The following is a 12,475-nucleotide window of genomic DNA, read 5'->3' as shown; positions in this document are numbered from 1 at the left end:
CGGTAGCACCCGCTACCGAAACCACGCACGGGTCAGCGGGCCGGGGTCGCGCCCCGGATCTGTGCGAGGTAGCGCTCGAGGAGACCCTTGACCACCGGACCGGATGTCGCAGAACCGAATCCACCGCCGCGCACCAACGCGGTCACCACGACCTCGGGCTGCTCGGCAGGCACCACCGCGGAGAACCAGGCATTGAGGCCCTTACCGGGCGCCGACGGATCCTCCGCCGTGCCGGTCTTGGCAACGGCCGTCACGGGGAGGCTCGCGAGCTGGCCGGCGGTACCGGCCGCGGCGGATGCCCGCATCCCCGCGCGCACGGGACCGAGTTCGTGCGCGAAGGACAGCGGACGAGGCTCCGCGGTGGGAATGGGCACGGCGTCCGCCGGCCCGTAGGCCGCCGCGAGCTGAGGTGTCACCATCGCACCGCTGGCGATGCCCGACGTCCAGCGCGCCACCTGCAGCGGGGTCGCGGTGACGGTGCCCTGACCGATCCCCATCAACAGCGTCGACCCCGGATACCAGGTTCCGCCGATGCTTCCGACATTCTCCGGCGTGCCGAGGAAACCCTCGGACTCACTCGGCAGATCGATTCCCGATCGCGTGCCTACGCCCAGTTCGTTGGCCGTCGTCGCGATGCGCTGGGGGCCGAGGAGGTCGGCGAGTTGGTAGAAGTAGACGTTGTCCGACCACTGGATCGCACCGAGCAGATTGTTTCCGGCCATCGGCTGCCAGTTCGCGAACGTGTGCCCACCGTAGGTGTAGGCCGCGCCGCCCTGGAGCACGGTGTCCGGCGACAGCACGTGGGTCGCCGCGTTCGCCGAGGCGACCACGATCTTGAACGTCGAGCCCGGGGGTACGGCCGTCTGGACGGCGTGATTGAGCATCCGGCCCGGTCCGGGTCCTTCGGTCTGCGCCGCAATCGCGGCCAGGTCCGCCGGGGGGCCGTAGACGTTGTTGTCGTAGCCGGGGACACTGGCCAGCGCCAGGATCGCGCCGGTGCGGGCATCCATCACGACCGCCGCGCCGAGGTCACCGCCGCTGCTGCGCACCGCCTGGGCGAGCGCATCGGTCGCGGCCTGCTGCATCCCGAGATCGAGGTGCAGCCGCAGATCGTGGCCACGCACCGGATCCACCCGCTCCCCCGTGCCGACCGGACGCCCGGACGGGTCGACGTACACGCACTGCTTGCCGTCGGTGCCGCGGAGCAACGCGTCGTACTGCTTCTCCAGTCCCGCCTTGCCCACCCGGGAACCGAGCGGGAGGTTCGGCCAGAACTGCATGTCCTCCTGGTCCGCGATCCCGACATACCCGAGGATCGATGCCAGCACCGGCCCCTGCGGGTAGTGCCGGCGTCCGGTCGGGTACACGAGCACCCACGGCAGGTGGGCGTCGACGATCAGCCGGGCCTGCTCGGGCCCGACCCGTGCGAGCACGGCCTGCAGCTCCCCGTTGCTGTTCCGGAGCTCCCCCGCGAGCTGGTCCGGGGTGATGCCGAGCAGTGCGGCGAGCTGGTTGCGCACCGCCGGGTCACCCTCGGCGAACATTCGCGCCACCACCGCGACGGTGTACTCGGGGACGTTGACCGCGACCGGAACGCCGGTGCGGTCGAGGATGTGGCCGCGTTCGGCGGGCAGGCGGATGCAGCGCAGCATCTGCGTGTCGCTGGTCGCGCGCAGTTCGGCGCCCTGAGTGGTCTGCAGCTGCCAGGCGAACACCGACATCGCGACGAGCGATGCCGTCAGCGTCCCCGCACCCACAGACACGCCTCGCGGGAGCCGTCGCTTCCGCGGCTCGGTGGCCCACAGCGGCCGTGTCACGCCGTCGCGGCGCACCGCGAGCACCAATCCGATGGACACGAATCCGACGATCGAGGCCGTACCCCCGTAGCTGAACACTGGAATCGGCATGCCGGTGTGCGGCAGCAGCGACAGACTCTGTGCGACCGAGACGGCAGCGTGGATCCCGAACAGTCCACCGACGCCCGCCGCGACGAGTGCTCCTTCCCGGGTCCGTGCTGTTCGGGCGGCGAGCACCGAGCGCCACACGATGACCACGACGGCCAGCACGACGGCGATGCCGGCGACGAGACCCCACCCGTAGACCAGGCTCGCGAAGGCCAGGTCGTGCTCGGATTCCGGCAGGTACTCGGCCCGCAGGTCGTAGTCCGGTTCACGCCCGAGACCCCACCATCCCGCGCTGCCGATCGCGATGTCCGCCTGCCACGCCGCCCAGCCCGACCCCTGCGGGTCGGCGTCGCGCGACAGGAACACGTGGATCCGTTCGAGCTGGTACGGGCGGAGGAACAGAACGGCCATGGGCAGCGAGAGCAGCCCGATCGCGAACAGCGGGGCCAGCTGCAGCATCGGCACCCGGGCCAGGATCAGCATGAGCATCACGGTGGCCACGAGCACCACGGCGGTCGACAGGTCGGGCTGCAGCGCGACCAGCACGATCGGCACGGACGCAACCAGCAGGACCACGACGAGCCTGCCGACCGTGTTCCCACGGGCCAGGATCGTGGCGGGAACCAGGACCAGGGCGAGCTTGGCCATTTCGGACGGCTGCAGAGTGAACAGACCGAGGTCCAGCCAGCGCTGGGCGCCCTTCGTCGCGATCCCCATCAGCGGCACCGCCACGAGCAGGACGACCGTGACGGTGAACAACACCCACCCGAATCGGCTCAGGGCAGCTATCCGCATGCGCGACGTCACCCACATTGCGCCGAGCCCCACAGCGGCGAGAATCGCGTGCCGCACAGCGAGCGACGACATGCCCGTCGAGACCATGTTGAGCATGCCGAGAAGTACCAGTGCGACGGCCGCCGTGACGAGCCAGGGATCCGACTTTCGCCTATCCGCCTGCACCTGGGCTCCCGTCCGAACACGTAGCGTTCTCGGCAGGCACGTACACCGGCTCCGACGCGGCCGCAGCCGGTGCGGTCGTGACCGCGGCGACCGCGAGCGCGGAACCGGGCGGCAGGGCGACGTTTCCGATTCCGTATGCCTCGCGCGCACCCGCCGGCACCGGCACCGTGATGTCGCCACCCGGCACGGCCACACCCGTGCATCGGTCGTACACGGTCAGATTCCAGGTCACCGCACCGACATTCGCGGCGGGATCGACGTCGACATCGACCCGCATGGTGCACGGGCGCCCCGGCTCGCAGGCGCCGTTGGCGAAGTTCGCGGCGACCTTCGTGATCGGTCCGGCTGCGACCGGAAGGGCGATGTCGACGGGACCCGCTTCGGTTCCCGGCTCGGCCGGTGGCGGCGGGGCTTCGGGCGCCGGTGGCGGCGGCGAGACCGGACTGATCTCGTTCGGCATCGACGAATCCACCGGGTCGAGGAGCGTGTGCCAACCGCGATTCAGCTCCGACCACGCTTTGGGAGCCGCCCACACCATCCCGATGAGTAGCAGGAGTGCGATCAGCACGAATATCGCTCGGCGCCGCGGCCGTCGTCTCTTCTTGCGATGCCACACCCTGCCTGTGGGTGGGCGCCAGCCGTTCGACGCGAGAGAGGCTCCGGTCGCCAGGAGCGGCGGCCGGACCGACGTGTCCGGCTGCTTCACCACCGGCACCTCCGGAAGATCGCGTCCAATCACCGTCGAGACGAGCGCGGCGATCTGGCGCCGCTTCTGTTCCACCTCGCCCGGGTCGAATTCGGTTGCGGCAGTATTACGGACACGCCGCACCAGGTCGTCCTCATCGGGGGATTCGGCGATCGCCTCGTCCAGGCGGTCGGCAAGTTCGGCGCTGCGGCTGTTCGCCGCGATCCGTCGAAGCAGGTCCGCGACCGCATCGCGTATCTCGCCCCAGGATCTCGGAGTCCCGGCACATTCGAGCGTGAGCTGTCCGCTTTCGGACACCTTCACGGCACCGCGTCGGAGGCTGGTCGGGTGGCGCTCCGGGCCATGCGCGAGTTCGAGCTGATCGACCACATCCGTGATGAGCAGTGCCGCCTGCGCAGGCGTCAAGGTCGCAACCGCCAGCAGTCTTCCGAGGGTGACATCGCCTCCACCGGAGTCGGCGTCGATTCGTGCGGCCGGCCCGGAGCGGGCCTCGACCGACTCGTCGTTCCTCGCGTGGTGCCCCAAGACTGCTTCGATCATCGCGCATCCCGAAAACGCAAGGCCGCCCGCAGGTTTCAACCAGACCGGAGCGGGCGGGCGGTGGACCTTCGTTGTGCCTTTCTCGCTTGCCGTACTCTTGCCGAAATCCATTGTGTGTCATTTGACGTGGAGTTGCGTCGGCTTTCGAACTAAACCTTGCGGCCTATCCGAGGAACCGTAGATTTCGCGTCGACTGGCCCATTCCCACCCAGGTCGAGGCCGTTACCGCAGGGAACGTTAATCGGTACTAGCCGAACGCCTCCGGTTACGCCTCGTCGTCGATCCGTGACCTACTCGATGGTATTCATCGGTCGGTCGGTGACTCCCCCGCTCGAGGACGAGCCGCGAAATGACGTTCGGCATCGAACGGTTCGAACCACGTCTGCACCGTCGCGAACAACCCGCGCTGCGGCAGCCGGAAGTCGCCGAACGCCGCCTGCTCCGGCAGCGGTCCGTCGGGACCGAGATCGGATCCGTCGACCACCGCGCGCACGGTGTGCGCAGTCCACAACTGTCGCGGGTTGGCCCGGAACCACTGACCGTTCGGCATGTGTCCGGCGAGCCGGACCCGGCCGATGTCGAGCACCGGTCCCGCGACGCGCCCCATCGCCGCCAGCATCGCGGGACTGTGCCAGAGAGCATCCGGCAGGAGCCTGCACGCGAAGTTCATGACGGTGGTCGCCGGGGACGTGTCCATCCGGAGATCCCACTCGAGCTCTCCCCCGGCCGTGACGTGCAGTCTGTTTGGACCGGTCCACTCGGCGCGGACGTCGGTCTGCTCGGTCCGGCTCAGCGCGTGGCCGAGGAACCGGGGGCAGCTCAGTTCGGCCGGGACGTCGCTGTAGACAGTCCAGGCACCGGTCGGGCCGCGGTGCCATACGGACGTGTAACCGTCGCCGATGGAGCTGGCAGGGAATCTGCGCAGCGCGAGGTAGTGGCCGTCGGCGAACGGGGCGCCGACCACCGCGTAGCCGGCAAATCGTTCTCCCGAGACTCGTGGCAGTTCGCAGGACCGCTCTGCGGCCGACTGCGGGGTGGTGGTCATGACGTCCTCCCAGGATTGCGGGTACGTCGATCGTGCGCCGCGCGCGCCGCAGGGTCATGGGGCCGATGCCTCATCTTCCGTACCTTTCTCTCCCCGGGGACACTGGGACGATGGCGCCCACCGGTGAGGGTCCGCGGCGAGCCGAACTGGTCGCCGCGCTGTCCCTCGCGATCGACCTCGGGCTCGGCCAGCCGATGGAGCACATGCTCCGGTCGGCGCTGATCGCCACCCGCATCGCCGACCGGATGGGGCTGAGCCCCGAGCAGCGGGCCGTCGTGTACTACGCGAACCTGGTCGCCTGGATCGGATGCCACGCGGACTCGCACGAGCTGGCGCGCATGTTCGGCGACGACATCGCCTTCCGCGCCGACACCTACTCCGTGGACATGACGGGGCTGCCGTTCCTGCGCCTGCTGCTGAGTCACGCCGGGCGCGGTCTCCCCCAGGCCGAGCGCAGCCTCCGGGTCGCCGCGTTCCTGTTCACGGCGCGGCGGCAGATGTCCGAACTCATTCGTTCCCACTGCGGATCCGCGAGCGTCCTGTCCGATCGCATCGGGCTGGACCCACAGGTCGGGGCGATGCTGACGTTCACGTTCGAGCGGTGGGACGGCGCCGGGCTGCCGGCCGGTGCGCGGGGCGACGCGATATCCGTCGAGATGCACATCGTGCATCTGGCCGACGTCGCCGAAGTGCACCTGCGCGCCGGCGGGCCGACGCAGGCGGTCACCGTGGCGCGAGAGCGCAGCGGCACCCAGTTCTGCCCACGCGTGGTACGAACGTTCGATGCAGCCGCGGATGAGATCACCGCTGGCGTGCTCGAACAGGACGCATGGTCGGCGGCGCTGGCCCAGGCGCCGGATCGGCACTACATATTGAGCGGTCCCGAGTTGGACGAGTTGTTGCGGGCGATGGCCGATTTCGTCGATCTCAAATGCCCTTTCCTGCTGGGTCATTCGAGGCAAGTTGCCGATCTGGCGGCAGCCGCGGCCCGGCACCGGGGGCTGTCCGGTGCGGACGTAGAACTCCTCTACCGCGCCGGGCTGGTGCACGGCCTGGGGAGGATGGGTGTGCCCAACCAGATCTGGGAGAAGCCCGGACCGCTCACTACAGCGGAGTGGGAGCGGGTCCGGTTGTATCCGTATCTCACCGGGCGAATCCTCAGTCGCGTGGGCGGACTGGAATCGGTCGTGGCGCTCGCGCAGACGCATCGCGAACGGCTCGACGGCTCCGGCTATCCCAACGGGCTCCGCGGCGTCGACCTCAGCGTCCCCGCAGGAATACTCGCAGCCGCCGAGACCTACCAGCGGCTACGTGAACCTCGGCCGCACCGGCAAGCGCTCACCGCCGAGGATGCGGCCGCACGGATGCGCCGGGACGCAGGAGCCGGCCGGTTCGACACGGAAGCGGTCGAGGCCGTGCTGGCTGCCGCCGGACACCGAACCAAACGACGAGCACCCTGGCCGGCCGGTTTGACCGGGCGCGAGGTGGAGGTGCTGCGCCTCGTCGCCCTGGGACATTCGAACCGGCAGATCGCCGCCAAGCTGAACATCACCCACAAGACGACGCGCAACCACGTCGAGCACCTCTACACAAAACTCGGCGTCCACAATCGCACCCAGGCCGGGCTCGCGGCGATCGACCTCGGGTTGTCTCGGTAGCTGTGCCCGTCCTTGATGAGGATGCGCTCCCCTGGACTGCCCGCGAGCTGCGGCGATACGCTTCTACTCGGCGCCGCATCGAGAATCCGCTCCCAATGACCACGCCGCCTCGTCCGACGTGATCTCGACGAAGGGCGCTCGTCATGACCCACGATGTCTCCACGCCGTCGGCTTCCGACACCGCGACCTCAGATTCCGACCGCACGTTCACCAGTCTCGACCCGCGCGACGGGTCGGTTCTCGGCCGGTACCGCATCATGGACGCCGCAGACGTCGCCGCCACCGTCGATCGTGCGCGCTCTGCTGCGAAGTGGTGGGGCGAGCTCGGATTCCGCGATCGTCGAGAGTTGCTGCTGGATTTCAAGAAAGCCATTGCCACAGGGGCTGATTCACTGGCGTCGCAGATCTCCGCCGAAACCGGAAAGCCGCACGGCGCCGGGTACTTCGAGGTGATGCTCACCGTCGAATACCTCGACTGGGCCGCGCGCAACGCCCAGAAGGTGCTCCGCCCACGACGGGTCTCCACGACAATGCCGCCGATGAATCAGAAGGCGATCGTCGAGTACCTGCCCCTCGGAGTCGTCGGCGTCATCGGGCCGTGGAACTTCCCCGCCTACACACCCATGGGCTCGATCTCGTTCGCCCTCGCCGCGGGAAATGCAGTGGTGTTCAAGCCCTCTGAGCTGACCCCGGGTGTCGGTACCTGGCTCGAAAACACGTGGAACTCCGTGGTTCCCGACCATCCGGTTCTCCAGGTCGTTACGGGCTTCGGCGAGACCGGCACGTCCCTTGCGCGGTCCGGTGTCGACAAGATCGCGTTCACGGGCTCCGGCGCCACGGCGCGCAAGGTGATGGCGGTATGCGCCGAGACGCTGACCCCGATGATCGCCGAGTGCGGCGGCAAGGACGCGGTGATCGTCGCCGAGGACGCCGACCTCGACAAAGCAGCCGAGGCGGCGGCGTTCGGGACCGTCCTGAACGCGGGGCAGGCGTGCGTCGGTGTCGAACGCGTCTATGTGGAAGTGCCCGTGTACCAGCAGTTCGTCGACAAGCTCACGGCCGCTCTCTCCCGGGCACGGCCGGGACCGGACGACACCGCGACATACGGACCGATGACGCTGCCGCGCCAGGTCGACATCGTTCGACGACACATCCGCGACGCCCTCGATCACGGCGCGACCGCGGTGATGGGCGGACTCGATTCCGTCCGAGATCGCTACATCGAACCCGTCGTCCTTAAGGACGTGCCCGAAACATCCGCGGCTGTTCAAGAGGAAACCTTCGGCCCGACGGTAATCGTCGACCCGGTGCGTGACCTCGACGACGCCGTCGAGCGAGCCAACAGCACCCACTACGGCCTGGGCGCCGCGGTGTTCAGCCGCAACAAGAAGAAGGGACTGCAGACAGCACGACGAATCCGCAGCGGCGCGGCGTCCGTGAACAGCGTCGGCGGCTTCGGGACCGTCCCGGCCCTACCGTTCGGCGGTATCGGTGAGTCCGGGTTCGGCAGGATCCACGGCGCCGACGGCCTGCGCGAGTTCAGCCGGCCGCACGCAGTGACGGTGGAGCGGTTCCGGCCGCCGCTGAACCTGCTCACGGTCGATGCTTCCGAGCGCGACATGAAGATTGCGAAGCGGATGTTCCGGATGCGGCACGCGCGGTGATTTCGATCGGCGGCTGAGAACTTTATGCCCGCCGAGCGTCCACGCCGCACGACCTACAGTTCGGATCACGTAGACGACGAAGCCCTCAAATCGAGCACCGGATATCGTGCCGGAATGAGCTTCGTGGCACTCGACCCTCTCGACGTCGCCGGTCGCGTCGTGCAACTCCTCGAAGCCGGCCGCCGCAATTCGACGTACAAACTCGCCACCGTGATGGCGCTCGTCGACATTTGCGTCGAGAACACGGCTGCTTCCGACGGAAGTCTCATGGTCCCGGTCGACGAGATTGCTCATCGGGTCATCGGCTATTACTGGAATCAGGTCCGGCCTTTCCACCGCCACGGTCGGCTTGCCCAGGTTGTACGCGGACGTTCGATCCCCGATCGCATCGCGGACGCGAGAGACATCCTGCTGCACGACGGGCTTCGCACGGCGGAGGCAGCTCGCGAGGCTTGCCACCCGGTCTATCAGCGACTGCTTCGCTCCGTACGGCTGACGGTGGCGCAGCAGCCGCTCACGCATCTTCAAACCGTCCGTCACAGCCGTACCCGCGACGAGTTCCTGTTCGACGCGTCCGGCTTCCACAAGAAAATGACGGTGGACGATCTCGACCGAATTGCCGTCATCGTGTTGCGCCCCGGAGTACCCGACGGATTGCGGCGGACGTCCACGCTCCTCAGGACGTTCATACGCTCGCTGTGGGCGCACGACGTCATCGATCTCAACCGGGCCGAGCTGGATGCGGAGGACATCGACGGATTCCTGTTCGGCACCGATCGCACTGCACTGCGCGCTCTGGTCGATCCGCTACGTGATCTGCAGTCTGATCGCTGTTTCTACTGCGACAACCGCCTGCCGGCAGAAGTTCACATCGATCACGTGGTTCCCTGGTCGCTGATTCCTATCGATGGTGTTGCGAACCTGGTGGCAGCCGATGCGCGATGCAACCTCGACAAGTCCGCGAGCATCCCGGTGCGCGAGCATGTGACGCGAGCCCTGGAAAGGGAATCTCTGTCTGACGTTTCTGCACTCACCCGTATTCCGGTCCTGCATGAACGGACGGCTTCGGCCGCGCAAGGCGTGTACGCGGCCTTGCCTGCGGGTTCGATGCTGTGGAGGTCGTCCGGCACGTATCAGCCGTACTCCCCCTGAGCGATCTGCGGCCGGCCTCACCGATATAGTTTCTGTCCTGCGGCCCGACGGACTTCCGCTGCGATGAGCAGCCACGGACATGCCCCCACCCGCACGAGTGAATTCGTGCTGCCCTGGGGACCTGACTGTGACGCTGCTTCGTACTACCGCCCGCCGGATCGTCGACCTCGATCGGCCTGAATCACTCGCGGAGCAGCTGTTGGAGCAAATGCTGTTTCGCACTGGGCGACGTGCCGGGGAGGCCGAGCAGAAGTCGTGGACACGAAGCCTGGCTGTTCTGGCTCGCGACCTCGTCGACGCGGGTCTCGAAGACGTCGAGATGCTTCTCGAGTATCACCTGCCGTTGACCTCCCAGCGAGCCGATGTCGTCCTGGCAGGGACTCATCCGAAGACCGGTGCAGCCTCGTACGTGGTGGTCGAGCTGAAGCAATGGTCGGCGGCACGTCGTTACGAGGACAATCCCGAGCTCGTCGAGGTAGCCGGAATGCCGGGAGGCCCGAAGCTACACCCGGCGGCGCAGGTAAGAGGGTACTGCGACTACCTCGCAGACTTTGCCCGCACCGTCTCCGATCAACCCGATGCCCTGGCCGGCATCGCGTATCTGCACAACGCGACCGACCCTGGAGCCGTCGCCGATCTGCGTTCATACCCGATGAGCGTCACCGGACGCATGTTCACCGCCGCCGAGCGCGGAGACCTGATCGCATTCCTCCAGAGCCGTCTCGCTCCCACTCCCGGCTACTCAGCCGGCGACGCCCTGATGAAATCTGCGGTTGCGCCCTCACAACAGCTGCTCAAGGTCGCCGCTGCAGAAGTACGCGATCGGCCCCAGTTTCACCTGCTCGGAAATCAGCAGCTCGCTGTCGACCTCGTACTGCACGAAGTGGAACAGTCACGCGCAGCCGATCGCAAGCGCGTCATCATCGTGACCGGAGGGCCCGGCAGCGGCAAGAGTGTCGTCGCATTGTCGCTGCTCGGTGAGCTCGCCCGACGCGGAAGGACCGTCCTGCATGCAACCGGCTCCCGGTCTTTCACACAGACGTTGCGGAAGATCGCGGGGCACCGTGCTCCGCGCGTGAAGAGTATGTTCAAGTACTTCAACCAGTTCATGACCGCCGATCGCAATGGACTGGACGTGCTCATCCTTGATGAAGCACACCGCATCCGGGAAACCTCCGTCGACCGCTACACACGCGCCGAACTTCGCACAGATCGTCCTCAGGTCGACGAACTCATCGCGGCAGCTCGTGTCCCTGTCTTTCTTCTCGACGAGCACCAGGTCGTGCGCCCCGGGGAGATGGGAGCCTTCGCCCAGATCGAGCGTTACGCAGCATCACTGGGCCTTGAAACTCAGCACATCCATCTGGGCGAACAGTTCCGATGCGGGGGTAGCGAAGAATATCTGCTGTGGGTCAAACGACTCCTGGACCTCGAAGAAGGGGGTCCGTTCAAATGGAAGGGCGATCCGCAATTCGCTGTCCGGGTTGCCGATACTCCCGAGGAGATAGAACACCTCCTCTCCCAGCAGAAGGATCGCGGATACTCGGCTCGGATGACGGCCGGATACTGCTGGCCGTGGAGCAACGCGGACAAGAGTGGACACCTGGTGCCGGACGTCCAGATCGGCGGATGGGCTCGGCCGTGGAACAGCAAGAGTGACCGCAGAATCGGCGACGCTCCTCCCGCGGCACTCTGGGCGACCGAGGAAGGGGGATTCGGTCAGGTCGGATGTGTCTATACCGCACAGGGATTCGAGTATGACTGGAACGGGGTCATTCTCGGCCCTGACTTGGTCTGGCGTAACGGGCGATTCACTACCGTCCGGGATGCAAATTGCGACCCGGACTTCAAGAATCGCACCAAGATCTCGGACGTGCGCTTCGACCGACTGGTACGCAACGTCTACAAGGTCCTACTCACTCGCGGGATGATCGGCACCGTCATCTATTCGACCGATGCCGAAACACGAGATGCGCTCCGCGAACTAATTTCTGAGTAGCACATCACACCGAACGCCGAGCGCTGCCCGACAGGAGTCCGGTTTCATTCCCACCATCGTTCGATCGTGGGATTGTTGTCGACTCCATGCCATCCAGCTTGCATGCTCATCATCATTCCGTTCTGTGCAGGCGATTGGGTCGGATGGTGTTCTCGTGAAAGCCGGCCGCAGCGATGTGGCACCGCCTCTGAACCGACTCGGGATATAGGTAATCTCGATGCCCGAAGCGCGCGGCCCTAGGCGGCCGCGGTAAGTTCAAGTGGCAGGAGTGGCGTGACCCGAAGCGATGACCGGTCGGCGGACCCCTCCACGCGCAAATCCGCACTGATGGAACCGGGAACAAGTTGGGGTGAGTGGCTGCCATTGCGCGGGATCTCGCGCAATCCCGCTGTCAACGGCCATCGTGATGTGGATCTGTCGCACTTTCCGTGAAGTCGCTGCCACGCTTCGCTATTCGAGGTGGATGACGCGTTTGCGCAGCAGGTCGAGGTTGGCCCGTCCGTACATCTGCCGTTTGAGCATCTTGATCCGGTTCACATGGCCTTCGACCGGCCCGGAATTGTGTTCGAGAGTCAACCCGGCAGTGACGGCATCGAGGTCACGGCGCAGACCCGCGGCGAAGGACCGCAGGGCCGGTGATCCGGTGGCGTCGACGCCGTTCATCCAATCGGCGAGTTCGAGTCCGCGCCGCTCGATCATGAGCTGCGCGAAGCCGCGCACGTGCTCGCGCAGGGCGGTCAACGCCGGACTGCGTTCGAGGATGTCGGTGAGGCGGCCGCTGTCGGCGTCGGTGAGGCGGTCGGGTCGGCAGGTCAGCCATCCGGTGACCTGCCGGACGGACGGTGCC

The 12,475-nt window shown here is 66.8% G+C and carries 8 protein-coding genes; 4 read left to right on the top strand and 4 right to left on the bottom strand.

Features of this window, described 5'->3' with window-relative positions; all coding sequences use genetic code 11:
• Positions 1-32 precede the first annotated feature (32 nt).
• The 3 genes from ACWDUD_RS30100 to ACWDUD_RS30090 form a co-directional block, all read right to left on the bottom strand.
• Entirely contained in the window at positions 33-2,864 is a 2,832-nt protein-coding gene (locus ACWDUD_RS30100) for an FtsW/RodA/SpoVE family cell cycle protein (RefSeq protein ID WP_450111707.1), read from the bottom strand.
• Entirely contained in the window at positions 2,851-4,110 is a 1,260-nt protein-coding gene (locus ACWDUD_RS30095) for a hypothetical protein (RefSeq protein WP_450111706.1), read from the bottom strand. Before ACWDUD_RS30095 ends, ACWDUD_RS30100 begins: the two co-directional genes overlap by 14 nt.
• Positions 4,111-4,414: 304 nt before the next feature.
• Positions 4,415-5,155: a hypothetical protein gene (locus ACWDUD_RS30090; RefSeq protein WP_450111705.1), complete on the bottom strand. Its 741-nt coding sequence runs from the start codon at positions 5,153-5,155 to the stop codon at positions 4,415-4,417.
• Between the two features lie 110 nt (positions 5,156-5,265).
• Here ACWDUD_RS30090 and ACWDUD_RS30085 point away from each other — a divergent pair, with 110 nt between their 5' ends.
• The 4 genes from ACWDUD_RS30085 (at position 5,266) to ACWDUD_RS30070 (ending at position 11,628) form a co-directional block, all read left to right on the top strand.
• Positions 5,266-6,813: an HD domain-containing phosphohydrolase gene (locus tag ACWDUD_RS30085; protein WP_450111704.1), complete on the top strand. Its 1,548-nt coding sequence runs from the start codon at positions 5,266-5,268 to the stop codon at positions 6,811-6,813.
• A 143-nt stretch (positions 6,814-6,956) separates the two neighbouring features.
• The gene (locus ACWDUD_RS30080) at positions 6,957-8,477 is read left to right on the top strand and encodes an aldehyde dehydrogenase family protein (protein WP_450111703.1); all 1,521 of its coding nucleotides are present in this window, start codon (positions 6,957-6,959) and stop codon (positions 8,475-8,477) included.
• 114 nt (positions 8,478-8,591) lie between these two features.
• Positions 8,592-9,629, top strand: coding sequence for an HNH endonuclease (locus ACWDUD_RS30075; RefSeq protein WP_450111702.1), 1,038 nt, complete (start codon positions 8,592-8,594; stop codon positions 9,627-9,629).
• Positions 9,630-9,756: 127 nt separating this feature from the next.
• Positions 9,757-11,628 carry a DNA/RNA helicase domain-containing protein gene (locus tag ACWDUD_RS30070; RefSeq protein WP_450111701.1) on the top strand — a complete coding sequence of 624 codons (1,872 nt, stop codon included), beginning with the start codon at positions 9,757-9,759 and terminating at the stop codon, positions 11,626-11,628.
• A 450-nt stretch (positions 11,629-12,078) separates the two neighbouring features.
• On the opposite strand, the gene ACWDUD_RS30065 is transcribed toward ACWDUD_RS30070, so the two are convergent.
• The coding region (locus tag ACWDUD_RS30065) for an ISL3 family transposase (RefSeq protein WP_450111700.1) at positions 12,079-12,475 on the bottom strand (397 nt) is incomplete at its 5' end.

The sequence above is a fragment of the Rhodococcus sp. NPDC003382 genome (assembly GCF_053589135.1).
Note: the sequence above shows the minus strand (reverse complement) of the source record. Positions and strands in the feature narration are given on the sequence as shown.